The 26,563-nt window shown below is 68.5% G+C and carries 30 protein-coding genes; 14 read left to right on the top strand and 16 right to left on the bottom strand.

Annotated features, from left to right (window positions below; genetic code table 11):
* Positions 1-69: 69 nt before the first annotated feature.
* Genes AB8619_RS04425 through AB8619_RS04400 form a run of 6 tightly spaced genes read right to left on the bottom strand, consistent with a single transcriptional unit; the run spans position 70 to position 4,121 of the window.
* A complete protein-coding gene (locus tag AB8619_RS04425) occupies positions 70-858 on the bottom strand; it encodes an SDR family NAD(P)-dependent oxidoreductase (RefSeq protein ID WP_436795248.1) in 789 nt (262 codons plus the stop codon).
* Positions 858-1,220, bottom strand: a complete 363-nt coding sequence (locus tag AB8619_RS04420) for an EthD domain-containing protein (protein WP_436795247.1) — start codon at positions 1,218-1,220, stop codon at positions 858-860. The genes AB8619_RS04425 and AB8619_RS04420 overlap by 1 nt, the downstream gene beginning before the upstream one ends.
* A complete protein-coding gene (locus AB8619_RS04415; protein WP_436795246.1) occupies positions 1,220-2,002 on the bottom strand; it encodes an SDR family oxidoreductase in 783 nt (260 codons plus the stop codon). The genes AB8619_RS04420 and AB8619_RS04415 overlap by 1 nt, the downstream gene beginning before the upstream one ends.
* A gap of 14 nt (positions 2,003-2,016) precedes the next feature.
* On the bottom strand, positions 2,017-2,772 hold the full coding sequence (locus tag AB8619_RS04410) for an SDR family NAD(P)-dependent oxidoreductase (protein WP_436796344.1): 756 nt from the start codon (positions 2,770-2,772) through the stop codon (positions 2,017-2,019).
* Positions 2,772-3,455, bottom strand: coding sequence for a TetR family transcriptional regulator (locus AB8619_RS04405; RefSeq protein ID WP_436795245.1), 684 nt, complete (start codon positions 3,453-3,455; stop codon positions 2,772-2,774). Before AB8619_RS04405 ends, AB8619_RS04410 begins: the two co-directional genes overlap by 1 nt.
* A 36-nt stretch (positions 3,456-3,491) precedes the next feature.
* Positions 3,492-4,121: an isochorismatase family protein gene (locus tag AB8619_RS04400; RefSeq protein WP_436795244.1), complete on the bottom strand. Its 630-nt coding sequence runs from the start codon at positions 4,119-4,121 to the stop codon at positions 3,492-3,494.
* Between the two features lie 91 nt (positions 4,122-4,212).
* Here AB8619_RS04400 and AB8619_RS04395 point away from each other — a divergent pair, with 91 nt between their 5' ends.
* The 4 genes from AB8619_RS04395 to AB8619_RS04380 are packed head-to-tail and all read left to right on the top strand — an operon-like array spanning position 4,213 to position 7,821.
* Positions 4,213-5,418 (top strand): amidohydrolase family protein, encoded by a 1,206-nt coding sequence (locus tag AB8619_RS04395; protein WP_436795243.1) that lies wholly within the window; start codon positions 4,213-4,215, stop codon positions 5,416-5,418.
* Between the two features lie 8 nt (positions 5,419-5,426).
* Entirely contained in the window at positions 5,427-6,857 is a 1,431-nt protein-coding gene (locus AB8619_RS04390) for a class I adenylate-forming enzyme family protein (RefSeq protein WP_436795242.1), read from the top strand.
* A 17-nt stretch (positions 6,858-6,874) separates the two neighbouring features.
* Positions 6,875-7,036, top strand: a complete 162-nt coding sequence (locus AB8619_RS04385; protein ID WP_436795241.1) for a DUF5522 domain-containing protein — start codon at positions 6,875-6,877, stop codon at positions 7,034-7,036.
* On the top strand, positions 7,033-7,821 hold the full coding sequence (locus AB8619_RS04380) for an enoyl-CoA hydratase-related protein (RefSeq protein WP_436795240.1): 789 nt from the start codon (positions 7,033-7,035) through the stop codon (positions 7,819-7,821). The genes AB8619_RS04385 and AB8619_RS04380 overlap by 4 nt, the downstream gene beginning before the upstream one ends.
* Here the strand turns inward: AB8619_RS04380 and AB8619_RS04375 are convergent.
* Positions 7,803-8,219: a pyridoxamine 5'-phosphate oxidase family protein gene (locus AB8619_RS04375; protein ID WP_436795239.1), complete on the bottom strand. Its 417-nt coding sequence runs from the start codon at positions 8,217-8,219 to the stop codon at positions 7,803-7,805. The two genes, AB8619_RS04380 and AB8619_RS04375, sit on opposite strands and share 19 nt — an antisense overlap.
* A gap of 88 nt (positions 8,220-8,307) precedes the next feature.
* Here AB8619_RS04375 and AB8619_RS04370 point away from each other — a divergent pair, with 88 nt between their 5' ends.
* On the top strand, positions 8,308-9,339 hold the full coding sequence (locus AB8619_RS04370; RefSeq protein WP_436795238.1) for an alpha/beta hydrolase: 1,032 nt from the start codon (positions 8,308-8,310) through the stop codon (positions 9,337-9,339).
* Positions 9,340-9,342: 3 nt separating this feature from the next.
* Here AB8619_RS04370 and AB8619_RS04365 read toward each other — a convergent pair whose 3' ends face one another.
* Genes AB8619_RS04365 through AB8619_RS04355 form a run of 3 tightly spaced genes read right to left on the bottom strand, consistent with a single transcriptional unit; the run spans position 9,343 to position 12,339 of the window.
* Positions 9,343-9,906 carry a DUF1269 domain-containing protein gene (locus AB8619_RS04365; RefSeq protein WP_436795237.1) on the bottom strand — a complete coding sequence of 188 codons (564 nt, stop codon included), beginning with the start codon at positions 9,904-9,906 and terminating at the stop codon, positions 9,343-9,345.
* A 17-nt stretch (positions 9,907-9,923) separates the two neighbouring features.
* Complete coding sequence (locus AB8619_RS04360) at positions 9,924-11,003, bottom strand: phosphotransferase family protein (protein WP_436795236.1); 1,080 nt, start codon at positions 11,001-11,003, stop codon at positions 9,924-9,926.
* Positions 11,004-11,025: 22 nt separating this feature from the next.
* A complete protein-coding gene (locus AB8619_RS04355; protein WP_436795235.1) occupies positions 11,026-12,339 on the bottom strand; it encodes an inositol-3-phosphate synthase in 1,314 nt (437 codons plus the stop codon).
* Positions 12,340-12,441: 102 nt separating this feature from the next.
* Between AB8619_RS04355 and AB8619_RS04350 the strand changes: the two genes are divergently transcribed.
* Together AB8619_RS04350 and AB8619_RS04345 are read left to right on the top strand one after the other, a co-directional pair.
* On the top strand, positions 12,442-13,290 hold the full coding sequence (locus AB8619_RS04350; RefSeq protein ID WP_436795234.1) for a LysR family transcriptional regulator: 849 nt from the start codon (positions 12,442-12,444) through the stop codon (positions 13,288-13,290).
* A gap of 23 nt (positions 13,291-13,313) precedes the next feature.
* Complete coding sequence (locus AB8619_RS04345; protein ID WP_436795233.1) at positions 13,314-14,732, top strand: amidase; 1,419 nt, start codon at positions 13,314-13,316, stop codon at positions 14,730-14,732.
* On the opposite strand, the gene AB8619_RS04340 is transcribed toward AB8619_RS04345, so the two are convergent.
* Positions 14,722-15,570 carry an alpha/beta fold hydrolase gene (locus AB8619_RS04340; RefSeq protein WP_436795232.1) on the bottom strand — a complete coding sequence of 283 codons (849 nt, stop codon included), beginning with the start codon at positions 15,568-15,570 and terminating at the stop codon, positions 14,722-14,724. The two genes, AB8619_RS04345 and AB8619_RS04340, sit on opposite strands and share 11 nt — an antisense overlap.
* Positions 15,571-15,640: 70 nt before the next feature.
* Positions 15,641-16,603, bottom strand: a complete 963-nt coding sequence (locus AB8619_RS04335) for an NAD-dependent epimerase/dehydratase family protein (RefSeq protein WP_436795231.1) — start codon at positions 16,601-16,603, stop codon at positions 15,641-15,643.
* Between the two features lie 86 nt (positions 16,604-16,689).
* On the opposite strand from AB8619_RS04335, the gene AB8619_RS04330 reads away from it, so the two are divergent.
* Positions 16,690-17,517 carry an enoyl-CoA hydratase/isomerase family protein gene (locus AB8619_RS04330; protein ID WP_436795230.1) on the top strand — a complete coding sequence of 276 codons (828 nt, stop codon included), beginning with the start codon at positions 16,690-16,692 and terminating at the stop codon, positions 17,515-17,517.
* 81 nt (positions 17,518-17,598) lie between these two features.
* Here AB8619_RS04330 and AB8619_RS04325 read toward each other — a convergent pair whose 3' ends face one another.
* Genes AB8619_RS04325 through AB8619_RS04315 form a run of 3 tightly spaced genes read right to left on the bottom strand, consistent with a single transcriptional unit; the run spans position 17,599 to position 19,609 of the window.
* Complete coding sequence (locus tag AB8619_RS04325) at positions 17,599-17,874, bottom strand: hypothetical protein (RefSeq protein ID WP_436795229.1); 276 nt, start codon at positions 17,872-17,874, stop codon at positions 17,599-17,601.
* On the bottom strand, positions 17,874-18,752 hold the full coding sequence (locus AB8619_RS04320; protein ID WP_436795228.1) for a phytanoyl-CoA dioxygenase family protein: 879 nt from the start codon (positions 18,750-18,752) through the stop codon (positions 17,874-17,876). Before AB8619_RS04320 ends, AB8619_RS04325 begins: the two co-directional genes overlap by 1 nt.
* 20 nt (positions 18,753-18,772) lie before the next feature.
* Positions 18,773-19,609, bottom strand: coding sequence for an EamA family transporter (locus AB8619_RS04315; RefSeq protein WP_436795227.1), 837 nt, complete (start codon positions 19,607-19,609; stop codon positions 18,773-18,775).
* A gap of 35 nt (positions 19,610-19,644) precedes the next feature.
* On the opposite strand from AB8619_RS04315, the gene AB8619_RS04310 reads away from it, so the two are divergent.
* Together AB8619_RS04310 and AB8619_RS04305 are read left to right on the top strand one after the other, a co-directional pair.
* Positions 19,645-21,111: an ABC1 kinase family protein gene (locus AB8619_RS04310; RefSeq protein WP_436795226.1), complete on the top strand. Its 1,467-nt coding sequence runs from the start codon at positions 19,645-19,647 to the stop codon at positions 21,109-21,111.
* 10 nt (positions 21,112-21,121) lie between these two features.
* Entirely contained in the window at positions 21,122-21,370 is a 249-nt protein-coding gene (locus AB8619_RS04305; protein WP_436795225.1) for a DUF2277 domain-containing protein, read from the top strand.
* Positions 21,371-21,428: 58 nt separating this feature from the next.
* Here AB8619_RS04305 and AB8619_RS04300 read toward each other — a convergent pair whose 3' ends face one another.
* Positions 21,429-22,697: an acyl-CoA dehydrogenase family protein gene (locus tag AB8619_RS04300; protein ID WP_436795224.1), complete on the bottom strand. Its 1,269-nt coding sequence runs from the start codon at positions 22,695-22,697 to the stop codon at positions 21,429-21,431.
* A 30-nt stretch (positions 22,698-22,727) separates the two neighbouring features.
* Here AB8619_RS04300 and AB8619_RS04295 point away from each other — a divergent pair, with 30 nt between their 5' ends.
* From AB8619_RS04295 to AB8619_RS04280, 4 genes are read left to right on the top strand one after another with little or no spacing between them, the layout of a single operon-like run.
* The gene (locus AB8619_RS04295) at positions 22,728-23,192 is read left to right on the top strand and encodes a copper resistance CopC family protein (RefSeq protein ID WP_436795223.1); all 465 of its coding nucleotides are present in this window, start codon (positions 22,728-22,730) and stop codon (positions 23,190-23,192) included.
* 48 nt (positions 23,193-23,240) lie between these two features.
* Positions 23,241-24,317 (top strand): NAD(P)H-dependent amine dehydrogenase family protein, encoded by a 1,077-nt coding sequence (locus AB8619_RS04290; RefSeq protein ID WP_436795222.1) that lies wholly within the window; start codon positions 23,241-23,243, stop codon positions 24,315-24,317.
* Complete coding sequence (locus AB8619_RS04285; RefSeq protein WP_436795221.1) at positions 24,314-25,039, top strand: HAD family hydrolase; 726 nt, start codon at positions 24,314-24,316, stop codon at positions 25,037-25,039. Before AB8619_RS04290 ends, AB8619_RS04285 begins: the two co-directional genes overlap by 4 nt.
* A gap of 45 nt (positions 25,040-25,084) precedes the next feature.
* Positions 25,085-26,533 carry an NADH-ubiquinone oxidoreductase-F iron-sulfur binding region domain-containing protein gene (locus tag AB8619_RS04280; RefSeq protein ID WP_436795220.1) on the top strand — a complete coding sequence of 483 codons (1,449 nt, stop codon included), beginning with the start codon at positions 25,085-25,087 and terminating at the stop codon, positions 26,531-26,533.
* Positions 26,534-26,563 lie beyond the last annotated feature (30 nt).

Here is a 26,563-nt window from a genome sequence, read left to right as displayed (position 1 = left end):
TCGGCACCGTAGGCCGAACTCGACGCCTTCAGCGTCGGCCCCCGACGACGATGACGTCGAGAATCGGGTTCAGGTGTCGAGGAAGGCCTTGAGCAGGTGGTCGGCCTGGGCGCTCACCAACTGGGCGCCGCCGTCGACCACGAGTTCGAGTCCCGTGACGTAGCGGGCGAGGTCCGAGGCGAGGAACACCGCGGCGTCGGCGACCTCGTCCGCCGTACCGACGCGACCGAACGGGATCCGACTCTCGACGTCGGCGCGTAGACCGGGGTCGGCGAGCAGCGGTGCCGTCATCGGTGTCTCGGCGAACGTCGGCGAGACCACGTTGACGCGGATGTCGGGCGCGTACTCGACCGCAGCCGACTTGGTGAGCGCGATCATCCCGGCCTTGGCTGCCGAGTAGGGCGCCTCGCCGCGGGTGGGCCGGACCCCGACGCCGCCGACGTTGTTGATGATCGACGCCGAGACCCCTCGACCCGCAGCGGCGCGCAGGTGCGGTACGGCCGCCCGGATGGCGACGAAGGTGGCCGTGAGGTTCACCGCCAGCAGTCGGTCCCACTCGTCGTCGGAGTACTCGTGGAGCGTCTTGAGCATCCCGAACCCCGCGTTGTTGAACAACGTGGTGAGGCCGTCCATCACGTCGACCGCCTCCTCCACGGCGTTCGACAACGCCTCTCGGTCGGCGACGTCGCACGGGATGACATGGGCGTCGAGCGCCGCGGCGACCTGGCGGGCAGCGTCCTCGTTGCGATCGAGCACGACCACCGTCGCGCCCTCCTCGACGAACCGTCGACACGCCGCCGCGCCGATGCCCGAGCCACCACCGGTGACGAGCGCCTTCCGGCCGTCGAGCAGTCCCATCAGCGGGTCCCGCCGTCTACTGGCCCGTCGATGACGACCCGGGGTTCCTCGGTGAAGATCACCTGCACCCGACTCATGTCGAGCAGATGCTGTTCGTCCGGCGCCAGCTTCTCGGCGTAGGCCGGCTCGGAGATGAACGCGAACAGGGCGTCGATCGACTCGAGCCACTGCATCGCGACGCCGTCGTGGCCACTGCCGGCGCCACGGTCGTCGGTGCCGGGGTGCTGCTCGTAGCGGATGATGTGGCGGGCCAGCTCCGGCGTCTCGCGGATCAACGGACCGTGGACGTTGTGCCAGTGATCGAGGAACTCCTCGTGCGTCAGCGCAGGGTTCCGGTGCAGCAGCGCGGTGAGGCGGATCATCAGATCCACTGCCCCGCGTCGACACCGATCGCCTGGCCGGTGATCGGCCGGGCGAGGTCCGAGGCGAAGAAGACCGCTGCACCGGCGATCTCCGCCGCCGGGGCGAGGTACCCGAGTGCGGTCTTCGCCGCGACCTCGTCGTAGATCTCCCGCGACGTGACGCCTCGTTCTGCGGCCTGCATGTCGAAGTAGATCTCGACGTTGGGACCCCAGATGTAGCCGGGGTGCACGGCGTTGACCCGGATCCCGTGTTCGCCGAGCTCCATGGCGAGCGTTCGGGTGGCCGTCGCCAGAGCGCCCTTCGACGCGGCATAGGCGCCGTAGGCCTTCTCGATGTTGTTGGTCGACGACATGGTGTTGATCATCACCACTCGCCCGTCGCCCGCTTCCTTGAGGGCGGGCAGGGCGGCCTGCGTCATCGTCAGTGCGCCGAAGAAGTTGACGTCCATCGTCCGCGACCAGCGACGAAGTTCGGCGTCCTCGAACTTGGCGAAGTCACCGCCGTGGAATGCGTTGTTCACCAGGATGTGGAGCCCGCCAAGCCGCTCGACCGCCACGGCGACCGCAGCATCGCAGGCGGCACGATCGGTGACGTCGACCGCAGCGACCTCGGCACGCCGCCCGAGATCGCGGACCATCGAGGCGACCTCCTCCGACTGCTCGGTCTTGCGGGCGCACAACACCACGTCGGCGCCCTCTCGTGCGTAGGCGAGCGCGATCTCCCTTCCGAGCCCGGGCCCCACGCCGGCCACGAGCGCGACGCGCCCCTCGAGTAGTCCCATGCTTCCCCCTGGATCTAGAAGACCGTGTAGCCCCCGTCGAAGGTGACGGTGTCGCCGGTGTGGAAATCGATCGACCGGTCGCACAGATAGGCGGCGAGCGGGCGATAGTCCTCGCCGCTCGCCCACCGTCGCACCGGGGTCCGCTTGGTCGTGACCTCGCGGAAGGCGTCGTTCTGGTAGCCGCCCTCGGCCATCTCGGTACGAGTCCATCCGGGGAGCACGGCGTTGACCCGGATCTTGTGACGGGCGAGGCCGACCGCGGCAGAGCGGACCAGGCCGAGGAGCGCCGTCTTCGACGTGGCGTAGTGGGGGTTGGCAGGCGCACCGTGCACGGCCGAGGTCGACGAGATCGCCACCATGGCCCCACCGTCGCCCTGCTCGATCATCTGACGTGCACAGTCACGCAAGGTCAAGAACGCGCCGTCGAGGTTGACCGACATCACCCGTCGCCACTCGGCGAGCGAGAGATCCTGCAACGCGCCGAGTCCACTCGTGCCGGCGTTGGCGACGCAGATGTCGATGCGCCCCAGGCGCTCGACCGTGTCGCGGACCGCTGCAGCCACCGACTCCTCGTCGGCGACGTCGCAGGCGATCGCTTCGGCCCGCACGCCCATCGCCGCCAACTGGGCGACGGCGTCGGCCGACTTGTCGGCGTTGCGAGCCCAGACCGCGACGTCGGCGCCGGCCGCAGCGATGCCCTCGGCGAAGCCGAGACCGATGCCGCCGTTGCCGCCGGTCACCACTGCGACCTGGCCGTGGAGGTCGTGCATCACGGCGCTGGCGGCTTCTGGCCGGTGATCGTCCAGAACACCTGCCGGGCCATCGAGGACTTGATGTCCTTGGTCTTGATGCCCCAGAACTCGAAGCCCATCTGATGGTCCGAGACGTGGGCGAGCATCGAGACGACCACACCCGCCTGCGCCATCGGATCGAGGCCGGCCGGGACCTTCCCCTTGGTGATGAAGTGGCGGTTGACCTGGGCGAGTGCGGTGGCGATCTCGTTCAGGAGACGCACCCGCACCTGTCGGAAGCGATCGTCGCCCTGCGCGGTGGCCAGGTCGACCACTCGCAGCACCGACGAGTGCGAACCCCAGAAGTCGAAGAATGCCTCGACCAGCCGGACCGCGGTGTCATACCCCGCGGTGCCGGTCCACGGACCGGCGGTGGCGATCTCGGTGAGCGCCGCGCCGTTGTGTGCCGCCTCGGTGGCCAGCACGAGGATGGCCTCCTCGACGTCGGGGAAGTACTGGTAGAAGGTGGCCGGCGAGGTGCCCGCCTCGCGGGCGATGTCGATGACCTTCAGCTCGCGGTAGGACGACTCACGGAGCATCGCCTCGGTGTGCTCGAGCAACCGCTGGCGAGTGGCGAGACCGCGGCGGCCGGGAACCCGGCCATCTGCGGCGCGCAGTTCGTCGTCGTCGACGTCGTTGGGGTCCACCGGGGCGTCAGCCATGGTTCGCAGCGTACTGACGGAGCGTCAGGATCGACCTCATGCCGATCCGCCATCGGACCATGCTGCACACACGTCGTCGACCGTCGTGATCGTCGCCAGCAGGGAGAGCGTGTTGTCGATCACGGCGTCGGCGTAGGCCGCGGGCACCCCGGCGACGCCGTCTCGCGGCAGCACGAACTGGTACCCACTGTTGACGCCGTCCATGACGAAGTTGGTCATGCCGACGTTCACCGACACCCCGACACCGACGATGGTGGTCACCCCGAGATTGCGCAGGATCGGGTCGAGGTCGGTGCCGGCCATGGGGCCGAGGCCGTGGAGCCGGGTCAACACCAGGTCGGTCTCCTCGACGCCGATCTCCGGCACGAGGGCCGACGCCGACGAGTTCGGCAGGAGCTTCACCGGCGACTTCTGCACGCCCTTGAAGAGCCGGGCGTTCTCGTTCGACCCCAGCCCGTCCGCTCGGCGCTCGGCCAGGCAGTGGATCACCGGGACGCCCGCCGCACGAGCCGCCACGACCAGCCGATGGACCGCGGGGATCACCGGAGCGGCGGCGGCGGCGAGTTCGGGCAACGCCGACTCGTCCCCCACGACGCCGCCCTGCAACTCCTGGGTCACGACCGCCGTGTGGGCGGGATCGACGAGCGTGGAGAGGTCGAGAGGCACGGTCGGCGAGGGTATCTGACAGAGCGTCAGGTAGGATCTGACACACCGTCAGATTCTTGGCGAGCCAGGCAGATTTCGCACGAGGAGCATCGTGGCCCCGCAATCGGAGATCCCACGCATCATCAGCGTCGACGACCACGTCGTCGAACCACCCCACGTGTGGCAGGACCGCCTCCCCGCGAAGTACCGAGACGTCGGCCCGCGCGTCGAGCGTCGCGGGCTCGCCGGGATGAAGTACGTGGCCGGCCAGACCTACGAGCTCGACTGGAGCGACGACGGCGACCCGTGCGACGTCTGGCTCTACGAGGACCTCGTCGTCCCCCACCGCCGCCACATCGCCGCCGTCGGCTTCAGCCGCGACGAGATGACCGCATCGCCCATCACGTACGACGAGATGCGCGACGGCTGCTACGACCCCAAGGCCCGCCTCGAGGACATGGACATGAACCATGTCGAGGCATCGCTGTGCTTCCCCACGTTCCCCCGCTTCTGCGGCCAGACGTTCAGCGAGGGCAAGGACAAGGACCTCGGGCTGCTCTGCGTCCAGGCGTACAACGACTGGATGGTCGACGAATGGTGCGGCGACTCGGGCGGGCGTCTGATCCCGCTGGTCATCGTGCCCCTGTGGGATGCCGAACTCGCGGCGGCCGAGGTGCGCCGCAACGCCGCACGCGGCGTCCACGCCGTCTGCTTCAGCGAGATCCCCGCCAAGCTCGGGCTGCCGTCGATCCACTCCGGCGACTGGGAGCCGTTCTTCCAGGCCTGTGAAGAGACGCAGACGACGATCAACATGCACATCGGTTCGTCGTCGCAGATGCCCTCGACCAGCACCGACGCACCGCCGGCCGTCGCCGTCTCGCTCAGCTTCAACAACGCCATGGCGTCGCTGTGCGACTTCTTGTTCTCCGGCGTGCTCGTGAAGCACCCCGACCTGAAGCTCGCCTACTCCGAGGGGCAGATCGGCTGGCTCCCCTACATCCTCGAGCGCGTCGACGACGTCTGGGAAGAGCACCGAGCCTGGGGCGGCGTCGCCGACCTCATCCCCGAGCCACCCTCCACGTACTGGCACCGCCAGATCTACGGCTGCTTCTTCCGCGACAAGCACGGCCTCGACTGCCTCGACATCATCGGCGAGGACAACGTCACCTTCGAGACCGACTACCCGCACACCGACTCGACGTGGCCGCACACCAAGAAGGTCGCCGAGGAACTGATGGCTCATCTCCCGCAGCCGGTCGTGAACAAGATCGTCCGGGGCAACGCCATCAAGATGCTCCACCTCGATCTCGACTCCTGACCTCGAGGATGCTCCCCGGCGTCGTCTCCGAAGCCGCCCGACGTTTCGGCGAGGTCGCAGCGTTCGTCGCGCCCGACGGCACGACGACGACCTACGAAGAACTCGATCAGGCGGCCGGACGCGTCGCTGCGGGGATGGCGCAACGCGGCCTCGGTGAGGGCGACGTCGTCGCGCTTCGGATGCGTTCGGACATCGACTACGTGCTCGCCTACCTGGCCGCAGCACGGATCGGCGCGATCACTGCGGGAATCAACCCGAAGCTCGCGGTCGCCGAGCAGGACGCGATGGTCGCCATGGTCTCGCCGGCGCTCACCGTGCACGGGCACGACGATGTGCAGGCCCTGCGCGACTCGGACGCGCCGACGCCCGAACCGGTGCACCCGGACCCCGGCCGCGACGTCGCGATCGTCTTCACGTCGGGCACCACCGGCCTCCCAAAGGGTGCCGTCTTCACCGAGAAGCAACTCGCTGCCGTCACCGAGATCGACGTCCAGAGCCGTTGGGGCGGCGGCGGGCACATGATCGCCGCGACCCAGTTCGCCCACGTGGGGTTCATGACCAAGCTCCCCTGGTATCTGCGACTCGGCTCGACCATCCACATGCTCGACAAGTGGAACGCCGGCGACGTCCTCCGCCTCGTCGACGAACACCGGATCGCCAGCATCGGGGGCGTCGCCCCGCAGGTGGCGCTCATGGTCCGTGCACCCGAGGCGAGGACGCTCGACTTCACCTGTGTCCAGTCGATCATCATGGGCGGCGGAGCGTCGTCGCCGGCCCTCGTGGCGGAGGCACGGGACGTGTTCGGGGCCCCATACTCCATCCGCTACTCGTCGACGGAGTGCGGGGGTTGTGGAACCGGCACGGCCTTCGATGCCGACGACGAGGAAGCGCTCCACACGGTCGGTCGCCCCCGGGCCGGTGTCGAGCTGTCGATCCGTGCCGACGGCGAGGAACTCCCCCACGGCGAGATCGGCGAGGTCTGCCTACGGTCCGACGCTGTCATGGACCGCTACTGGGACGACGAGGAGACCACCGCGACCACCATCCGTGACCGGTGGCTGCACTCCGGGGACCTCGGGTTCATCGACGACCGCGGGCTCCTGCGTCTTGCGGGGCGGAGCAAGGAGATGTACATCCGGGGCGGTTACAACGTGTATCCCATGGAGGTCGAGTCCGCGCTGGCGGATCATCCCGCGATCGTCGACGTCGCCGTCGTCGCCGCACCGGACGACGTGCTCGGCGAGCGTGGTGTCGCCCACGTCGTCGCTGCCGATCCGAGCGCGCCGCCCACCCTCGACGACCTGCGCTCCCATCTCCGGGATCGCATCGCGACCTACAAGTTCCCGGAAGCGATCCATCTCGTCGACGAACTGCCACTGACGCCGATGCAGAAGATCGATCGACGGAGCCTCGCCGCCGTGCCGGTCGACTTCTCGTGACCAGCGACGAGATCCGCATGCGACACGACCGAGCGGTGGCAACCGGAGCGCCGTCCTACGTCGACCCCGCCACCGGTTACCAGGTCTTCACCGCGCAGTACCTGCTCGACCGTGGCCACTGCTGCGACTCGCTGTGCCGTCACTGCCCCTATCGAGACGACTCCCCGGAGACGCGATGACCGTCCGCACCGACCTCGACGACCACGGCGTGCTCGTCGTCACCCTCGATCGACCCGAGCGCAAGAACGCCTTCGACGGCGACCAGTGGGATGCCGCCGCCGCGGCGCTCGACGATGCTCGACTCGACGGCCGGGTCGCTGCCGTCGTGATCACAGGTGCCGGTGGCGACTTCTCCGCAGGCGTCGACCTGTCGGCCTTCGGTGAGCAGAAGGAACGCGCCGACGGCTTCACCTCGGACTACGAGGCGTTCATGCACTCGCTCATCCCGTTCGACAAGCCGCTGCTCGCCGCCGTCGACGGCGCGGCGATCGGGATCGGAGCGACGCTCCCGCTCCACTGCGACGTCGTCCACGTGGGTACGTCTCTGCGGATGCGATTCCCGTTCGTCTCGCTCGGACTCGTCCCCGAAGGCGCGGCGAGCGTGTTGCTCGAACGTGTGGTCGGCAGTCGTCGGGCCGGCGAACTCCTCCTGGCCGCCGAGTGGATCGACGGCGAGGCCGCAGTCGCCCACGGACTGGCGACGGCGCTGTACCCCAGCGAGTCGTTGTTGGACGCCACCGTCGCACGCGCCCGCGACCTCGCGAGGTGGCCGGTGTCGGCGCTCCAGGCGACCAAGCGGACCATGCTCGCCTCCCGCCACGACGAGGTCGTCGCTGCGGTGGGTCGGGAGATGGCGGGGATGATGGACCTCGCGATGTCGCCGGAGAACATCGAGGCCGTGACCGCCTTCATGGAGAAGCGCGATCCGGACTTCGCGCAGTTCCGTCAGCCCAGCTTCGAGTAGTCGACCGACCACCAGCGTTCTGGACGCATGGTGAACTTGAGCGCCTGATCGTCCGACGAGTCGACGTAGGTGTCGCCCATGTCCGGGCCGAAGTAGCGGTGGGCCATCGGTCGGCTGTCCGCTTCGACGTCGGCCGCCTTCACCGAGACGATCGGACCCTCGACGCTCACGTACCGGTAGAACGGCGGTTCCTCGACCTGGGCGACGAGGCTGAAGCGCATCGCGGCCTGCAACAGGCGCCCCTTGACCGAGTCCGCGGTCGTCAGGACCCACAGATCGCCGCCGGGCTGGTAGTCGTACCAGATCGGCACGGCCAGCGGAGGGCCTCCGGCGCGTTCGACGGCGATGACCCCCACGTGCAGATCGGCAAGGAACTTCTCTCGTTCGTCGACGCTCATGGCAAGTCCCATGGACCGAGCATCCCACGAACACCGATGCTCGTGCTGGCGTAGCGTCGTTCGTCTGACCACGAACCAGGGGGCCATCATGAGCAAGCTGACCGACGACCCGCGCATCGATCCACGGATCAAGGCTGTGATGGGCGACTTCCCGGACACCGCGCAGGGCGACGCCCCGTCACGCGAGATGATGCTGAAGGAGGCCAACACCGACGAAGCCGTCGCCACTCGAGAAGCGATGAAGGGCATGCTCGACCTCGTCGACAACGAGGACGTCGCTCCGTCCACCGGTCTGTCGGTCTCGACGCACGAGTTCACGTCGGACCCCGACGGCAACACCGTCAAGATCCAGTTCATCCGCCCCGACGTCGACGAGATCCTGCCGTGCGTGTACTACATCCACGGCGGCGGCATGGCCTCGTTCTCGGCCTTCGACGGCATGTATCGGGCGTGGGGCAAGATCATCGCCGCCCAGGGAGTGGCCGTGGCGATGGTCGACTTCCGCAACTGCATCGACCCCTCGTCCGCCCCCGAGGTCGAACCGTTCCCCGCCGGCTTGAACGACTGCGTGTCCGGCCTCAAGTGGACGATCGACAACGCCGGCACGCTCGGCATCGATCCGGAGCGAGTCATCGTCTCGGGCGAGAGCGGCGGGGGCAACCTCACCCTCGCCACGGGTTTGAAGCTGAAGCACGACGGCGACATGGGCCTGGTGCGCGGTCTCTACGCGCTCTGCCCGTACATCGCCGGCGAGTGGCCCCAGGACCGCTACCCGTCATCGATCGAGAACAACGGAATCCTCCTCGACCTCCACGACAACCGGGGACGGATGGGATACGGGATCGAGGCGTTCGAGGCCGGGAACCCGCTCGCCTGGCCGGGGTTCGCGACCGAGGCCGACGTCGACGGTCTGGTCCCCACGGTGATCAGCGTCAACGAGTGCGACCCGCTCCGCGACGAGGGCATCGAGTTCTACCGACTCCTGCTGCGCGCTGGGGTGAGCGCCCGCTGTCGCCAGGTGATGGGCACCGTGCATGGCACCGAGATCTTCGCCATCTGTTGCCCGGAGATCAGCCGAGAAACTGCGGCGAGCATCGCGCAGTTCTGCCGCGAGGTCTGAGACTCAGCGGCGCAGGTGGTCGGTGATGTCGAGCGCCTTCTTCAGTCGGCCCATCATCTCGTCGTCGAAGTTGGCGTAGACCAACTCGGCGCCGGCGAAGCGGTGCACCTCGGCCACGAGCGCGTCCTCGACGATCTCGCTCGCGAGCATCGCGATCGTCGCGGTACCGGGCTTCACGGCCTCGCGGAACCACGTCACCCACTCGTCGGAGATGCCGATGTCGACGATCTTCGCCGTGAGCGCTCCGGCGCCGGCACCGATGGCCGCCCCGGCGACCCAGCCGACGGGACCACCGAGGACGAGACCGAACAGGCCCGTCCACATCCCGCCCGACAGGGCCGACTGACCCGGCTGCGGGTCGATCGTCTCGCGCACATGGGTCTTGCCGTCATCGCCCTTGGCCAGGAGCACCGCATCCTCGAGGACCAACTGCTTCCTCGACGCCATGCCCTGGAGCGCGGTCAGGAACTCCTGCGCGCGGAACACGTCGGGGAACGAGATCCCCACCAGCGTCTGCGGGACGAGGTCGGCATCATCGGATTCGGGCGTCGTGGGATCGTCGGTCACAGCGACAGCCTCGCGCGTCACACGTCCAGCATGGACCGCAGCCAGTCGCGGTGCATCACGCCGGCTTCCGGGTCGTCGCTGGGTTCGACCTCACCGAAGGTGACCTGACGCTGATGGATCCGCGCCATGATCAACCCGTAGCGGACGGCCGCCCAGACCTTCCAGAAGTGCGGGTCGGCGACGGTGATCCCTGTCCGGGCTTCATACGTCTCGACCAGGTCCTCCATGCGCATGAAGCCGGCGATGCCCGGCAAGCCCATCTGTTCGGCGACGTCCTGGAAGAAGTCGTGCATGTAGCTCATCCAGCCCAGGTCGGCGCCTCGGGGGGCGATCGACGCCATCTCCCAGTCGAGCACCGCCGCCGGACGGAAGCCGTCGTACATCACGTTGCCGATCCGCGAATCGCCCCAGCTCAGTGCCGGCGTGCCGCCGTCGTCGGCCGGCCAGTTGGCCTCGATCCAGGCGAAGGCCTCGTCGACGACCGGGATCGGCTCGTCGAGCCCGAGCCACTCGTAGTAGTCACGCCATTCGTCGACATGTTGGCGGAGCGCCGAGGGGCCATCGGGATCGTGACCGAGGAAGCGGGTGTCGATGCCGTCGAGATCGACGCCGTGGATGCCGGCGACCGCCCACACGGTGTCGTCCTGCATCGCCATGCGTTCCACCGGGCTGGCCTCCAGGAGCCAACCCTCGAACGTGTACGGCAGGTTGTCACGGGGCACGCGCCCGTCGACGCGACGCATCACGAAGAACGGCGAGCCGATGACCGAGTCGTCCGGCTCGTTCCACAGGCATTCGGGCACCGGGGTGTCCGAGCGTTCTGCGACCAGTTGCATCACCCGGAACTGCATGTCGAGGTCGTAGGTCCGGAAGACCGGGACGTCGACGTCGGCGGGAGCGACGCGGGCGACCAACGGGTGGTCCACGCCGTCCCAACGCGCGTCGAAGAGCAGCGTCTCGCTCGACATGCCGTTGCCGTCGGGGCGCTCGAACGATGTGATCTCCGCTCCCGGTCGGCGAGTCTGGATCCATCGGTCGAGTGCGCCCCGCAGCACGTCGGCGTCGCGGCTCGAGACGGTGATGTCGTGTTGCTCCACCGGGGCATCTTGCCCCACGGCGTCACATCTCTGTGTGGGTGACGGGCTCCTCGCCCATCCACACGCGGAGCGTGTTCTTGAGCTTGATCTGCTGGATGAAGATGTCGTGCTCGGGGTTGAGCGAGTCGTCCTGCACCATCGGGGCCTTGAAGTAGAAGCTCATCCACTCCTGCACACCCGACTCGCCGGCGCGTGCTGCCAGGTCGAAGAAGAGCGCGAGATCGAGGACCAGCGGTGCTGCGAGGATCGAGTCGCGGCAGAGGAAGTTGACCTTGATCTGCATCGGGTACCCCATCCACCCGAAGATGTCGATGTTGTCCCAACCCTCCTTGTTGTCGCCGCGGGGCGGGTAGTAGTTGATCCGCACGACGTGGTCGACGTTGCCGTAGAGGGCCGGGTAGGCGTCGGGCTGGAGGATCGTGTCGATCACGCCGAGCTTCGAGACCTCCTTCGACTTGAAGTTCTCCGGATCGTCGAGGACCTCGCCGTCGCGGTTGCCGAGGATGTTGGTCGAGTACCAGCCGCGCAGGCCGAGCATGCGGCTCTTGAACCCGGGCGCCAGGATCGTCTTCATCAGGGTCTGGCCGGTCTTGAAGTCCTTGCCACCGATCGGCACGCCCTCACGTGCGGCCAGCTCGAGCATGCACGGGAGGTCGCAGCTGAGGTTGGGGGCGCCGTTGGCGTAGGGCACCTTCGACATGATCGCGGCGTACGCGTAGATCTGGCTCGGGCTGATCATCGGGTCGTTGTCGCGCAGGCCCTGCTCGAACGCCTCGACGCTCTGGTGCACGGCGGTGACGTCGCGGTACGCCTCGGTCGAGGCGCACCAGACCATGACCAGACGGCTGCAGTCGTTCTCGGTGCGGAAGTTCTCGATGTCGGCCATGAGCTGCTCGGCCAGATCCATCTTGGTGTCGCCGGTCTTGATGCGATGGCCGTCGAGGCGCTTCACCCAATCCTGGTCGAACACGGCGTCCATGGCCACGACGCCCTCCATCTCGGCCGAGACGGCGGCGATGTCGCGTTCCTCGAGCACGCCGGCGGTCCGGGCGGCCTCGAGAGCGTTGGCGCTGATGGGGTCCCAGGCGCCGAACACCAGGTCGTTGAGGTCGGCGAGAGGGACGAAGTCCTTGATCAGCGGGTTCCGGTTCTCCGAACGCTCGCCGAGACGGATGTGGGCCATCTGGCTGAGCGAGCCGATGGGTGCCTCGCCCGAGGCGCGGGCAGCGAGGACGCCGGCGATGAAGGTCGAGGCCACGGCGCCGAGGCCGGGGAGCAGGACGCCGAGCTTGCCGTCGGCGGATGCGATGTCACGTGCGGTCGGTGTTGAGGGCATGGTGCGATCATAAGGATCTCCGCGTTCGGCGCAAGGTCACTTCAGCATCACTGAACTATGCTGCGACAGGTGCCCCCACTCCGTCCTGTTGCGAATCTGCAGGTGACGACCCAACAGCTCGAGTACCTGGTCGCCATCGAGCGATCGGACACGTGGGCTGATGCGGCGGCACAGGTCGGGGTCAGCCCCTCGGCGCTCTCCCAGGGCGTCGCCGAACTCGAACGCCGCCTGGGCATCTCGCTGTTCGAACGCGACGGCCGACGGCGGGTCCCTTCGTCCGATCATCCCGAGGTGCTCCGCTACGCCGAACGGACCGTGGCCGCCACGCAGGACCTCGCCCGTTGGCTCGAACAGCGGCGAGGTGGCTCGACGGGGACGATCCGTCTCGGGCTCATCGACGCGGCGGCGACGCATCACTTCCGCGACGTGCTCCGGGCCTACCGCGACGACCGACCCGACGTCGAGCTCCGCTTGACCGTCGGACCGTCGGGCACGCTGCTCCGAGCGCTCGAGCGCGCCGAACTCGACCTCGTCGGGTGCGTGCAGCCGCCGGAGATCCCACCGGGCATCGGACTCTCACCGGTGCTCGACGACCCGCTCGCCGTGCTCGCCCCGGCGGACTCGACGTCGACCCGGCCGGCCGACTGGGGTCCGTGGGTCACCTTCCCCGAGGGATCGCACTCACGGACGGTGATCGCCGACGCGCTCGCGTCGGTCGGGTCGACCTTCGACGTCGTCGCCGAGTCGCACCAACCGGAAGTGCTGCGCGAGATGGTGCTGCTGGGCATCGGTTGGACGGTGCTCCCCCTCGCCGGCCTCGGGCCGGTCGAAGGGCTCCGCGTCGTGCGACCGGAGCTGGCGATCCGTCGGCTCGTGCTCGCGCAACGGACCGAGAGTGCACCCGACGAGGTGCGCGACGACCTCGTCCGGCGGTTGCTCACGCGGACGTGAGCAGACGGGGCTACGTTCCGCCCATGGAACACGCCTCTGCACTCGACCTCGCCGCCGCCATCCGCCGAGGGGACCTCTCGCCGACCGAGGCGATGGAGGAGTCGCTCGCCGCCATCGAGCAGCGCAACCCCGCCTTGAACGCCATCATCTGGCTCGACGAGGACGACGCTCGCGCCCGGGCCAAGGCGGCGACCGACCGGATCGCGGCCGACGGCACCGACGACCTGCCGCCGTTCTTCGGCGTTCCGATCCCGATCAAGGACCTCTACGACGTCGACGGATGGCCCAACACCTACGGCTCGAACGGCGCCTCGACCGAGCCGGTGTCGAAGACCTCGTTGCCTGTCGAGCGCCTGGTCGAGGCCGGCTTCGTGCTCTGCGGCCGGTCGAACTCCCCGGAGTTCGGCAGCGTCACCGCCACGGAGAACGAGCGATACGGCATCACCCGTAACCCCTGGAACACCGACCACACCTCTGGTGGCTCGTCGGGCGGCGCGTCGGCCGCGGTGGCCGGCGACATGTTCACGATCGGGCACGCCAGTGACGGCGGCGGCTCGATCCGCATCCCCGCGACGTGCACCGGTCTCGTCGGTCTCAAGCCGGCACGCGGCCGGGTGACCGACCGGACGTTCGCCTGGGAGGGTGCGTCGACCCAGGGCGTCGTCAGCCACACGGTGGCCGACACCGCCGCCGCCCTCGACGCCATGTCGCGGTTCGATCCGCTCTCCTGGTACAACGCTCCGCCGCCCGCTCGCCCGTTCGCCGACGAGGTCGGCCAGGACCCGGGCCGACTGCGCGTCGCCTTCACCACGGCGGCAGCGATGTCGGTCCAGACGGACCCCGCCTGTGCCGCAGCCGTCGACAAGACGGTGCGAGCGCTCGCCGACGCCGGACACGAGATCGTCGACGTGGACTTCGACGCCCACATCGACCGGTTCGCCGCGCACTTCGGCGAGGTCGTGGGTGCCGGCCTCGCGTCGAACCCGGTCGACTGGGACGAGGTCCAGAAGAGCAACCGGGCCAGCTACGACGCCGCGGCGCAGATCAGCAGCCTCGTCTACGCCGAGGGCATCCGATCCCTGCAGTTGTGGACCCGCGACGTCAACGTCCAGTGGGGCCGGGACTTCGACGTCCTCGTGACACCGACGATGCCGATCCAGCCCGCTCCGGCCGGTCAGATCCTCGCCGAGATCACCTCGGCGCCCGCCGACATCTCGATGACCGTCCTGGCATCGGTGCTGTTCACCTCGATGTTCAACCTCAACGGGCTCCCGGCGATCTCGCTCCCCGTCCACATCGCCGAGGACTCCGGTCTGCCGATCGGGGCGCAGGTCGTGGCACCACCCTTCGACGAATCGCTGCTGTTGCGGGTTGCGTCGCAGCTCGAGTCGGCACTCCCCTGGGCCGACCGCCGCGCCGACCTCAGCACGCTCACTGCGTGAGGTGAACCCGACGGCCGAGCTCACGGATGTGTCCGGCGAGCAGGCTCGGCTGGTCGAGCGGCATCAACACCGAACAGTCGTCGACCTCGACGAGCGTGGCGTCCGGGATCAGGTCGGCGAGCATCTGACCGTGGCGGCGCGGCATCGTCCGGTCGTCGGTGCTCCACACGACCGTCGTCGGCCGGTCGAATTGACGGAGCGCCTCGGCAGCTTCGACCAGGCACCCCTTGGGCGTGGTCGCGACGTAGCGGCGGACGTCGTCGCGGACGCCGGCATCGCGGAGCAGACCCTCGGTCCATCCACGGAGCATGTCGGTCGGGATCGGGCGCCGGGTCATGCGCCCGAAGGTCATCGGGAGCCGCTGGAACCCCGGGATCCGCAGCGAACGAGCCGCCAGTGACAGCCCACCGGGGATGCGGCACGACAGCGCAGCGAACGCTCCCGGCAGACCCGGTGGGTAGTTGTCGAACGCCTCCTCCGGCGTGAGGACGAGGCCGGCCACGAGGTCGGGACGCTCCACCGCCGTGATCTGCGGGCCACCCCAGTCGTTCGCCACCAGGACCACCGGTGGCAGACCCATCTCGTCGATGACCTCTGCGATCCGGAGCGCGTTGGCGCGCATCGTCAGATCGGCGTCGGGCGCCATCGCCCTGCGGTGACCGCCGAGCGGCAGCACCGGCACCACGCACCGGAACTCCGACGCCAACTCGGCGATGACCGAGCGCCACTGCGTGTGGTCCATCACCAAGCCGTGACCGAACACGATCGGCGGCCCGTCCCCGCCGGAGTCGTACAGGTCCAGCGTTCCGGACGGCAGTTCGATCGGTGACGTGGCCATGTCCATCGGTGCTGCACTCCTGGTCCGGGGGTCGGGATTCTTCGCCGCTTCCGCGGCGGTCGAGCGCCTCCTAGCGACCGAAGGCGGCAGCCATCTGGCGTAGCCCGTGGTCGAGCGGGCGAGGGTTCCACCCCAACTCGTCGCGGGCCTTCTGTCCGGAGTAGGCGAAGCTGTTGACCGCGGTGGCGATGTACTCGTGGATCAACTCGTGCGGGCCGTCGAATGCATGGATCAGCCATTCGACATAACGGCCGATGCGAGCGACGTGTTGGTCGGCCACGTAGAAGAGCGGCTCGGGCTTGTCGGCGGCCCGCATCATCGCCGAGATCCACTCCTTCATCGTCACCGACTCTGCGCACAGCACGTACTCGCCGTTCGGTTCGCCGTGTTCGAGCATCCGCAGGAGGCCGTCGGCGCAGTCGTCGACGTGCACCGTCGACTGGATCGCGTCACGGAACGCCACGACCGGCATCGGCACCGTCATGTACAGCTTGATCAGGCGCCCGAGCGTCGACGTGTCGGTGGGCCCGTAGATGCCGCCGGGCGACCCGATGCGGACGTCGACCCCCTCGTCCTGGAACCGGCGCGCCAGCAGGTGCGCTTCGCGCTTGGTCCGTTGGTAGTGCGAGACGGGCTCGTCGTCCGACCAGTGGTCCTCACCCTCGGGCGTCGCGCCGGTAGGACCGAGCGCCGCGACCGACGAGACGTAGATGGTCGGGATGCCCGCTTCTCCCGCAGCACCGAAGACGTTGCGACTGCCGTCGACGTTGACGCGTTCCAGCGACGTCGGGTCCTTCGCCCCCATCTCGTACTGCGCGGCTGTGTGGAAGACCGCGTCGACGTCGCGCATCGCCACCCGGAGCGACGCCGGGTCGGTGATGTCGCCGAGCGCGACGTCCGGGCCGGCCTCGGCGATGCGCGCTCGATCGCTCGTCGGACGCAGGAGCACGACGACCTCGTGGCCGTGGGCGCGGAGTTGCCAGACCAGTCGACTCCCGAGGAATCCGGATGCTCCGGTGACCAGTGCGCGCATCGGCCCATGCTTCCACGCTGACGCCCGACACCGCGTGATCTGACGCAGTGTCAGATCACCGACGGGGAGTGATTACCCTCGGCCCCGTGACCGATGCACCGACTGGCCCCGACCTCCTCATCGACGATCGCGACGGCGTCCGGCGGATCACGCTGAACCGTGCCGACGCCGCGAACTCGATCACGCCCGACCAACGCGACGGCGTCATCGCCTCGCTCGAGGAAGCGTCGGGTCGCCTCGACATCCGGGTGGTCGTCCTGGGCGCGGCGGGTCAGCGGCACTTCTGCACCGGCGCCGATCTCCGCGCCAGCCGACCGATGCCACCGAAGCCCGAGGGCGCGCCCGACCGGCCGGTGGGCCAGATCGCACGCGTGATCCAGGAGGGAGCGCAGCGACTCATGGCCGCCGTCCTCGACTGCGAGAAGCCCGTCGTCGCCGCGGTCAACGGCACCGCCGCCGGGATCGGCGCGCACCTCGCGTTCTGCTGCGACATGGTCGTCGCGGCCGAGCACGCCAAGTTCGTCGAGATCTTCGTGCGACGGGGGCTGGTGCCCGACGGCGCCGGGGCCTGGCTGCTGCCACGCATCATCGGCATCCAGAAGACGAAGGAACTGTTCTTCCTCGGCGACGACCTCCCGGCGGCAGACGCCGCGACGCTCGGCCTCGTCAACCGGGTCGTTCCCGCCGACCGACTCGAGGCCGAGGTCGACGCGCTCGCTGCACGGCTCGCCGCCTCGCCCACCGTTGCGATCTCGCTCGCCAAGCGACTCGTCAACAGCAGCCTCGACGTCGACCGCGCCACCGCGTTCCGGGACGAGGCGTCGGCACAGGAGCGCAACATGTCGACCCACGACGCCAACGAGGGCGTCCAGTCGTTCGTCGAACGTCGCGACCCCGACTACCTCGGCTGGTGACTCGTTCTGGGTGCGCGATCGGGATCCGTGGAGTACCGATCGCGCACCCAGAACCAGATCAGGGGTGTGTCCGGGGGTGCGTCAGGGGGCGGGGACGAGGCGCTCGAAGACGAACTCGTGCTCGAGTCGCCCGGTGACCCGCTCGGCACCGGGAAGACGCACGGGCACGGGCGACGCCTGCAGCAGGCGCCATCCGTCGCGCAGCGCCGCAGTGCCCGAGACATACGGCGGCGAGCCCTCGAGGTCCGAGCACGCTCCGGCGCCGTCGTGGAACGTCCACGCCACGACACGGCCGTCGAGGTTGGAGTGTTCGAGGTAGAGGAAGAGCACCTGCTGGCGCTGGGTGGTGGAGTCCATCAGACGATCGCCTCTCGGACCTCGGTGCGGGTGAGGTAGTAGTCGACGTCGAAACCGTCGTCACCGGTGAGATAGCGCCACAACGCGGCGCGGTTCGCCAGCTCGAGGCGATAGTCGGCCTCACCCAACCAACGCTCGCGGTGACGCAGGATTCCTGCGACCGAGTCGGATCGGAAGCGGGCGAAGACGTGGTCCTCGGCGCCGTTCTGCATGCCGTCGAGATCGCTGGTGTCCCACAGCCGCACCTGGGGCGCCGTTGGGTTGAGACGGATCTTGTACATGAGTCGGTCGCGGTCCGACGGGTTGGGCATGCCCCGATGCCACATGCCCTGGTGGAAGAGCAGGATCGATCCCGCAGGGCCCTCCCACTGCCGTTCGCCGGCCATGTGCACGTACCGGCCGACGTCGGTCTCGTGCACCCGGCGCAGGTGCGTTCCGGGAACGAACCCGGTACCGCCGCCACCGGGGAGCACCTCGTGCGGGAAGTAGAAGACCTGGAGGTCGAACGCCAACGACGGGTCGACCATGGCGTCCTGGTGCAGGTACTGGCCGAGCGGATCGCCCGCAGGCTTGTGGTGGACGAAGTCGTGGTCGAACACCGGGTCGGCACCGACCAACGACTGGATGGCGCCGGCGACGATCGGGTGGCGCAACACGTCACCGATCGCCGACCCGTCGGGATAGATGTCGGCCAGATGCTGGCCCGTCGACGGCGCGTACGGTCGGTCGGGAGATCCCCACGTGGCCATGATCTGACCGAGCTCGGCGATGGCTGCCTGGTTGATCTCCTCAGGGATGATCCCCGGGAGCGGAAGGAAGCCGCGGGCCACGAAGGTGGCCATCTGCGACGTGGTCAGCAGAGGAAGTTCGCCCGTCATGGACCGGACCATACGTTCTGTCAGCCGAGCGCGACGAGCCCCACAGCGACGCCGGCCATGCCCAACCCGACGACCTGGATCCGCTGGAGCCGTTCGCCCAACACCGTGCGGGCGAGCACCAGCGTGCTGGCGGGGTACATGGCCGAGATGACCGATCCCAGCGCCAGCAGTCCCTCGCGGACCGAGTAGAGGAACAACACGTTGGCGCCCATGTCGAGCACTCCCGACAGGGCGATCATCCCGAGGAGGCGGCCACGCACGGCCTCGAGACGGCCGGTCACCAGTCCGAGGATCCCCAGGAGCAGGACCGACGTGGTCCGGGCGCTGATCAGCGGCTGGATGCCGGCGGTCGAGGCGGTGCGGTCGATCAGGACGAAGAACATCCCGAACCCGAAACCGCCGGCCACGGCCGATACCAACACGTCGGCCCGCACGCGTTCGACGACATCGACGTGTTCGCGGGCGATGCACGCGATGGCAGGGAGCGCCAGGACGATGCCCGCCCATGCCAGCGCGCTCGGACGCTCGCCGAAGCCGACCCCGGCCATGACCGGTACGGCACCCGAGACGACGGCCGACACCGGAGCGACGACCGACATGGCACCGAGCGCCAGCGCTCGGAAGAACTGCGTGAGCCCGACGGCACCAGCCACTCCGGCGGCGGCACCCCACAGCAGGTCTCGAGTCTCGATCGTCGCCGGCGGCAGCACCGGCAGGAGGACCACGAGCAGGAGCCCGCCGAAGAATTGTGAGCCGATCACGACCGACCACGCCGCCGTACGCCGCGCTGCGAGGCCGCCGAGGAAGTCGGCGATCCCGAAGGTGATCGCTGACCCGAGGGCGAGGAGGACCGACATCGTCGGCGAGTCTGCCCGTTCTCTAGCCTCCGCGAATGCGTCTGAAGCGAGGGCTCGCACTCACCATCGGTCTCGGCGCGGCCGCCTGGGTCGGTACGACCACGCTCCGCGGGCGAGACCGCGGATCATCGGGTCTCTCGACGTCGACGATGAGTTCCGGCGTGGCGCGATCGGCGCAGGTCGCCAAGATCGGTGGTCGAGCCGGCGGGACGTATGCACTCCATCGGGCCCGACGGGTCTTCGCCGACGCCGAACGGCGCGAGTCGCTCGACACCGAGTTCGAGATGAAGACCGCTGCCCACATCGCCGAGAGCCTCGGCAACATGAAGGGGGCGATGATGAAGCTGGGCCAGATGGCCAGCTACCTCGACGCCGGGATGCCGCCCCACGTCCGCGAGGCCCTCGCCCAACTCCAGTCCGATGCTCCTCCGATGAGCGCAGAGCTCGCGGCAGGGGTCGTCGAGGCCGAACTCGGCGCTCCTCCCGATGTCGTGTTCGCCGAGTGGGATCCGGTCCCGATTGCCTCGGCGTCGATCGGCCAGGTCCACCGAGCCATGACCAAGGACGGCGTCGCCGTCGCCGTGAAGGTGCAGTACCCCGGCGTCGACGAAGCCATCGAGTCCGACCTCGGCAGCGCCAACCTGCTCTTCGGCGGATTGGCCATGTTGTTCCCCGGCCTCGACTCCGGTCCGGTCGTCGAAGAGCTCCGTGAGCGCCTCGTCGAGGAACTCGACTACCGCCTCGAGGCCGACAATCAACGCTTCTTCGCCGACGCCTACCGCGACCACCCGTTCATCGACGTACCCGAGGTCATCGACGAACTGTCGACCAGGCGGGTCCTCACCACCGAACTCGCCGACGGCGTGCGCTTCGACGAGATGCTGCAGTGGTCACAGGACGAGCGCGACCTGGCGGCCGAGACCCTCTTCCGATTCGTCTTCCGGAGCATGTATGGACTCCAGGCGTTCAACGGCGACCCGCACCCGGGCAACTACCTCTTCCGACCCGGCGGCCACGTCGTGTTCCTCGACTACGGACTCGTCAAGCGCTTCACCGACGACGAGGTCGAAGTCTTCTCGTCGATGCTCCGCTCGTTCGTGTTCGACGGCGACGTCGTCTCGTTCCGGGCCACGCTCGACGAGATCGGACTGCTCCCCGCCGACGCCGAGTTCGACGAGGACCTCGTCGTCGAGTACTTCGGCCACTTCTACGAGTGGGTGCTGGCCGACGAGGAGAAGACGATGACGCCGGAATACGGGTCGGAGTCGGTCCGTCGGTTCTTCGACGCCTCGGGCCCGTACGGCGAGATCATGAAGGCGGCCAACGTCCCTCCGTCGTTCGTGATCGTCCAGCGCATCAACCTCGGTCTCTACGCCCTGATGGGCGACATGCACGCCACCCGCAATTGGCGTCGCATCTCCGAGGAGATCTGGCCCTTCACCGACGGTCCCCCGTCGACGCCGACCGGCATCGCCGAGCAGGAGTGGCTCGCCGCTCAATAGGTTCTGCCACATGTGCCGATCCATCACCACGCTCCGGGGCCTCGAACCGGCGGCGACGCCGGACGAGATCGAAGCCGCCGCCCGTCAGTTCGTCCGCAAGGTCAGCGGTATCCGCCACCCGACGTCGAACACCGAGGAACCCTTCGCCAAGGCCGTGGCCGAGATCACCGCCTCGGCCCAGACGCTCCTCCTCGAGTTGCCGCCGCGCAAGCAGCCCCCGACGACGGTCCCACCCAACCGCCGCGGCCACCCCCTCTAACCAAAATCTCGTTCCTGGCTCTCAGCAGGTGTGAGCCAGCAACGGGATTTTCGGGGTGTCAGCGGGCGGTGGAGCCCTGGCCGGCGCCGGTGAAGCCGAACAGATGGCCGGCGACGCGACGGATCTGGATCTCCTCGGCGCCCTCGGTGATCCGGTAGCGGCGGTGGTGCCGGTAGATGTGCTCGAACTGCATGTGGCGCGAGTAGCCCATGCCACCACAGGTCTGCATGGCTCGGTCGGCGGCGTCACAGCACAGGCGGTTGCCGCGGTAGTTGCACATGGCGACCTTCTCGGAGATCTCCATCCCGTGGTCGACGTTGTCCATCTCCCACGCGGTCTGGCGGATGAGTGCCCGGAGCATCGCCGCCTCGGTGTGCAACTCGGCGAGCGGGAACTGGATGCCCTGGTTCGACGCCAGCGACTTGCCGAACACGCGACGGTTCTTGGCGTACTCGGCCGCCGTGTCGATGCAGTACTGCGCTGCGCCGAGTGACGACGCCGCCTGGCGGATGCGGTTCTCGTGCACGAAGAGCTGTGCCACCTGGAGCCCGTTGTCGAGCGGACCCAGCAGGTCCTCACCCGAGACCCGCACGTCGGTGAACGACACCCGGGCGTGGTCGGTGGGCATGTTGAACGTCCAGTAGTACTCCTCGATCTGGACGCCGGGCGTGTCCATGGGGACGATGAAGCAGGAGATGCCCTGCGACGAGCCGTCGTCGCCGCTGGTCCGGGCGAAGACGTAGTCGTGGGTGGCGACGTGGACGCCCGTGTTCCACATCTTCTCGCCGTTGATGACCCACTCGTCACCGTCGCGGACCGCCACCGTCTCCATCCACGTCGCGTCCGACCCGTGGTTGGGCTCGGTGAGCCCGAAGCCGATGCGGGCCTCGCCCGCGAGCATCTTGGGGATCCACTGCTCCTGCTGGGCCTCGGATCCGTACTTCTCCATCATCAACACCGTCGGGAAGTTGCCCACGATCGACGTCTCGTTCTGGAGGTCGTTGAACAGACCCAGCCCCTTCGCCGCCAGGTGCTCGCGGATGACCGCCATGTCGAAGTTGGAGCCACCACGTCCACCGAACCGTTCGGGGAGGTGGTAGCGCAGGAAGCCGGCGTCGTCGGCGAGGCGGCGCATCTGACCGAGGAGCGCCTCCCACTCCTCGTTCGGGAGCCCGTCACGCTCCCAGTCGGTGCGGGCGTCCTCACGGCGGTGGTCGAAGAAGCGTTCGTTGTCGTCGGTCGCCTGCAGTGGGGCGATGACGTCGTCGATGAACTGGTCGAGCTCACCGAGGAGCGTGGTCAGGTGGTCGGGAAGCCGGAAGTCCATGGCCGGTGAACGTACTGCCAGAATCGTCGGATGCGCCGCGTCCTCCTCGTGCTCGCCGTCCTCTTCGCCGTCCTCGCGCCGGCGACGCCTGCTGGCGCCCACGCGGAGATCCGCGAATCGGATCCCGAAGCAGACGGCGTCGCCCCGACCGGCACCGACGAGCTGTCGATGACCTTCATCGCCTTCGACCCGGACGGCCCGGTGATCATCGACGTCCATGGCCCTGACGGCGAGGAACTCGTGATCGGCGACGCGGTGATCTCGCGTCGGGACTCCGTCGTCACCGTGCCGGTCAAGCCGCTGGCCGAAGGCGTCCACACGGTCGAGTGGAGCGTGCAGTCCGATGACGGCGACGGCCAGAGCACCGGGTCGTTCCAGTTCTCGGTCGAGCCGCCACCCGGCGGCGGAATCGGGATCTGGCTCGTCTGGGCGGTGGCGCTCGCCATCCCCGCATTCGTGTTCCTGCGGCCGGGCGCTCGCAAGAAGAAGACGTGACCGACGTCGCGATCTGACGGCGCGTCAGATTCTGCCAAGCTGACGTCCATGACCACTCGCATCATCGTCTGGGGCACCGGCAACGTCGGCCGTCTCGGTCTCCACACCGTCATCGCCCGCCCCGACTTCGAGTTGGTCGGAGTGGTCGTCTCGTCGCCGGCGAAGGTGGGTGTCGACGCTGGCGAGCTGATCGGCCTCGGCCCGGTCGGCGTGGCCTGTACCGACGACGTCGGCCCGCTGCTCGACCTGCCCGAGGGCGAGCGTCCGGAGGTCTGCGCCTACTTCGCCAGCGCCGACATCCGTCCCGGCGAGGCCGCCGCCGACATGGCCCGGTGCCTCGAGGCCGGCCTCGACGTCGTGTCGACGTCGATCGTGCCCCTCCTCTACCCACCGGCCGCCGACCAGGCGATGGTCGCCATGCTCGACGCCGCATGCAAGGCGGGCAACACGTCGATGTTCACCAACGGGGTCGACCCCGGCTGGGCCAACGACCTCCTGCCGCTGATGCTGGCCGGCACCTGCGAACGCATCGACTCGATCCGCATGATGGAGGTCGTCAACTACGCCACCTACGACGCCGCGAGCGTGCTCTTCGACACCATGGGCTTCGGCAAGCCCATGGACGAGACCCCGCTGCTCCTCCTTCCGGGGATCCTCACCCACGCCTGGGGACCCGTCGTGCGCGTCGTGGCCGCGGGCCTCGGCGTCGAACTCGACGACATCGAGGAGTGGTACGAACGCGTGCCCGCGGAGCGCGACATCGAGGTCGACGCCGGCACCGTCGCCGAGGGCACGGCCGGAGCGCTCCGGTTCGAGGTCCGTGGCATGGTCTACGGGAAGGCTCGCGTCATCCTCGAACACGTCACCCGACTGGCCGACGAACAGATGCCCGAGTGGCCGCAGCCCGTGGGATCGGGTTGCTACCGGGTCGTGATCGAGGGCAACCCCTCGATGACCGTCGATGTCGCGGCCCACGGCGAAGACGGCGACCACAACACCGGCAACCTCGTGTCCACCGTCGGTCGCGTCCTCAACGCCATCCCCGCGGTGCAGGCGGCCGAGCCCGGACTGCTGTCGGTACTCGATCTCCCGTTGCAGACCGGAACGGGCACCATGTTCGGGTGACTGCGACGCCCCCCGACTACTCACGCACCGACACGGTCGGCATCGACGCCGACGACACCCTCTGGCACTCGGAGAACCGCTTCCACGAGGCCCATCAGCGGTACCACGAACTCCTGTCGGCCCACGTCGACGTGTCGTTCGACGACCTCGAGTCCCGGATGCTCGCCACCGAGACCCGCAACCTGCGGCTGTTCGGCTACGGGGCGAAGGGCTTCACGCTCTCCCTGATCGAGACCGCCATCGAGATCACCGATGGGGCGATCCCCGCCGAGGACATCGCCACCATCTTGTCGTTCGGCAAGGAGATGCTCGAGCACCCGGTCGACCTGTTGCCCGACGTGGAGACGACGATCGATCGCCTGCGCGCCGACGGCCATCGCCTGATCGTCATCACGAAGGGCGACCTGTGGCACCAGGAGTCGAAGTTGGCGGCTTCGGGCATCGCCGACCGTTTCGACGGCGTCGAGATCGTGTCGGAGAAGGATCCCGCCACCTACCGCAGCGTGCTCGAGCGCCACGACGTCGATCCCGAGCGGTTCTGCATGATCGGCAACAGCGTCCGATCCGACGTCCTCCCACTCCTCGAGTTGGGTGCGTCGGCGATCCACGTCCCGTACGAGTTCCTCTGGGCCCACGAGGCGGTCGCCGATGCCGACACCGACCCACGGTTCGCCACGATCGACTCGATCGCCGAGGTCCCCGATCTGCTCCGGAGCCGCTGAGAACCGCCACGAATGTCCGTCGTCGTCGTCGGGTATGGACCAGGCATGCCCAACCGTCGCGTCCTGGACCGCATCCCCGTCGCCACCCTCGCCGAGCACGCTGCCAGCGGAGGACTGAGCGCCCTGGAAACGGCACGCGCGACCGATCCTGCCGTCGTGATCGACATCATCCGCGACGCCGGCCTGCGAGGTCGTGGTGGAGCCGGGTTCCCCACGGGCGTCAAGTGGCGCACCGTCGCGGACAACAGCGTCAGCAGTCCGATCGCTCCGACCGTCGTGGTCAACGCCGCCGAGGGCGAGCCGGGCACCTTCGGCGACCGCGCCATCCTCCGAGCCAACCCCTACCGCGTGCTCGAGGGTGCGCTCATCGCCGCACACGCGGTTGGTGCACGATCGATCGTGGTCACGACCAAGGAACGGTTCGTCGAGGAGACCACCCGTCTACGTGATGCCCGGGACGAACTCCGCGGGAGCGGTGCGCTCGCGGGTGTCGACATCGAGATCGTCACCGGACCGGCGCACTATCTGCTCGGCGAGGAGACGGCACTGCTCGAGGTGACCTCCGGACGGCCTCCCTTCCCACGCATCGCGCCTCCCTATCGCCACGGCGCCACCGAGGTCGTCGACGAAGGCGCCGGCCAGTCCGGAGCGGGCCGCGTCCACCTGGCCGGACCGGAGGGCGGCGACGCTCCCCCGACGCTCGTCAACAACGTCGAGACCCTCGCCCACGTGCCCGGGATCGTGCAGAACGGCGACCGATGGTTCCGCATGCTCGGCACCGACGAGTCACCCGGAACCAGCGTCTTCACGGTCTCCGGTGACACCGAACGATCGGGCGTCGGTGAGTTCCCGCTCGGCACGCCGGTGCGCGACATCATCACCGAACTGGGTGGCGACGTGATCGAAGGCGAGATCGCCTTCGTGCTCTCCGGCATCGCCAACGGCGTGCTCACCGCCGACGAACTCGACACGCCGACGACGTACGAAGCGATGGGCGACCGGGGGTCGGGTCTCGGGACCGGCGGATTCCTGGTCTTCTCCACCGCGACCGACCCGATCGCCGTCGCCCACGGCGTCTCCCGGTTCCTCGCGATCGAATCGTGCGGACAGTGCACGCCGTGCAAGCAGGACGGCCTCGACGTCGCCGACATGCTCGACAAGGTCCGAAAGGGCACTGCGTCGTCAACCGAGGTCGACGCCATCCGGCCCGTCCTCGCCCGAGTTCCCGAGGGCGCCCGATGCGATCTCGCACGCCAGCACGAACGCGTCGTGGCCAGCATCCTCGACCGCTGCGCGTACCAGTCGCTCGAACAGGCGACCGACGCCATCAGCAGCGAGCCGGTCCTCATCGCGCCGATCACCGGGTTCGACGACGAGGGTCGAGCGGAGATCGACACCGAGCACCGGACCAAGCAGCCCGACTGGACGCACGCCGACCACTGGAACGGCCAGTCCCCAGCCGATCGCTACGACGTCGCCGTCAGCATCTCCTGACGGTCCGGTCGCAGGACCCGCCGCGGTCGA

Source organism: Actinospongiicola halichondriae (genome assembly GCF_049103745.1).
Classification (GTDB): domain Bacteria; phylum Actinomycetota; class Acidimicrobiia; order Acidimicrobiales; family Salinilacustritrichaceae; genus Salinilacustrithrix; species Salinilacustrithrix halichondriae.
Note: the sequence above shows the minus strand (reverse complement) of the source record. Positions and strands in the feature narration are given on the sequence as shown.

Bases quoted from the DNA above. Each gene is read 5' to 3' on its own strand.
- AB8619_RS04345 (WP_436795233.1), top strand. From the start codon at position 13,314: ATGGAACACGCCTCTGCACTCGACCTCGCCGCCGCCATCCGCCGAGGG.
- AB8619_RS04355 (WP_436795235.1), bottom strand. From the start codon at position 12,339: ATGCCCTCAACACCGACCGCACGTGACATCGCATCCGCCGACGGCAAG.
- AB8619_RS04305 (WP_436795225.1), top strand. From the start codon at position 21,122: ATGTGCCGATCCATCACCACGCTCCGGGGCCTCGAACCGGCGGCGACG.
- AB8619_RS04415 (WP_436795246.1), bottom strand. From the start codon at position 2,002: ATGGGACTACTCGAGGGGCGCGTCGCGCTCGTGGCCGGCGTGGGGCCC.
- AB8619_RS04425 (WP_436795248.1), bottom strand. From the start codon at position 858: ATGGGACTGCTCGACGGCCGGAAGGCGCTCGTCACCGGTGGTGGCTCG.
- AB8619_RS04300 (WP_436795224.1), bottom strand. From the start codon at position 22,697: ATGGACTTCCGGCTTCCCGACCACCTGACCACGCTCCTCGGTGAGCTC.
- AB8619_RS04280 (WP_436795220.1), top strand. From the start codon at position 25,085: ATGCCCAACCGTCGCGTCCTGGACCGCATCCCCGTCGCCACCCTCGCC.
- AB8619_RS04295 (WP_436795223.1), top strand. From the start codon at position 22,728: ATGCGCCGCGTCCTCCTCGTGCTCGCCGTCCTCTTCGCCGTCCTCGCG.
- AB8619_RS04325 (WP_436795229.1), bottom strand. From the start codon at position 17,874: ATGGACTCCACCACCCAGCGCCAGCAGGTGCTCTTCCTCTACCTCGAA.
- AB8619_RS04335 (WP_436795231.1), bottom strand. From the start codon at position 16,603: ATGCGCGCACTGGTCACCGGAGCATCCGGATTCCTCGGGAGTCGACTG.
- AB8619_RS04420 (WP_436795247.1), bottom strand. From the start codon at position 1,220: ATGATCCGCCTCACCGCGCTGCTGCACCGGAACCCTGCGCTGACGCAC.
- AB8619_RS04405 (WP_436795245.1), bottom strand. From the start codon at position 3,455: ATGGCTGACGCCCCGGTGGACCCCAACGACGTCGACGACGACGAACTG.
- AB8619_RS04410 (WP_436796344.1), bottom strand. From the start codon at position 2,772: ATGCACGACCTCCACGGCCAGGTCGCAGTGGTGACCGGCGGCAACGGC.
- AB8619_RS04310 (WP_436795226.1), top strand. From the start codon at position 19,645: ATGCGTCTGAAGCGAGGGCTCGCACTCACCATCGGTCTCGGCGCGGCC.
- AB8619_RS04320 (WP_436795228.1), bottom strand. From the start codon at position 18,752: ATGACGGGCGAACTTCCTCTGCTGACCACGTCGCAGATGGCCACCTTC.
- AB8619_RS04370 (WP_436795238.1), top strand. From the start codon at position 8,308: ATGAGCAAGCTGACCGACGACCCGCGCATCGATCCACGGATCAAGGCT.
- AB8619_RS04390 (WP_436795242.1), top strand. From the start codon at position 5,427: ATGCTCCCCGGCGTCGTCTCCGAAGCCGCCCGACGTTTCGGCGAGGTC.
- AB8619_RS04380 (WP_436795240.1), top strand. From the start codon at position 7,033: ATGACCGTCCGCACCGACCTCGACGACCACGGCGTGCTCGTCGTCACC.
- AB8619_RS04315 (WP_436795227.1), bottom strand. From the start codon at position 19,609: ATGTCGGTCCTCCTCGCCCTCGGGTCAGCGATCACCTTCGGGATCGCC.
- AB8619_RS04340 (WP_436795232.1), bottom strand. From the start codon at position 15,570: ATGGCCACGTCACCGATCGAACTGCCGTCCGGAACGCTGGACCTGTAC.
- AB8619_RS04385 (WP_436795241.1), top strand. From the start codon at position 6,875: ATGCGACACGACCGAGCGGTGGCAACCGGAGCGCCGTCCTACGTCGAC.
- AB8619_RS04290 (WP_436795222.1), top strand. From the start codon at position 23,241: ATGACCACTCGCATCATCGTCTGGGGCACCGGCAACGTCGGCCGTCTC.
- AB8619_RS04375 (WP_436795239.1), bottom strand. From the start codon at position 8,219: ATGAGCGTCGACGAACGAGAGAAGTTCCTTGCCGATCTGCACGTGGGG.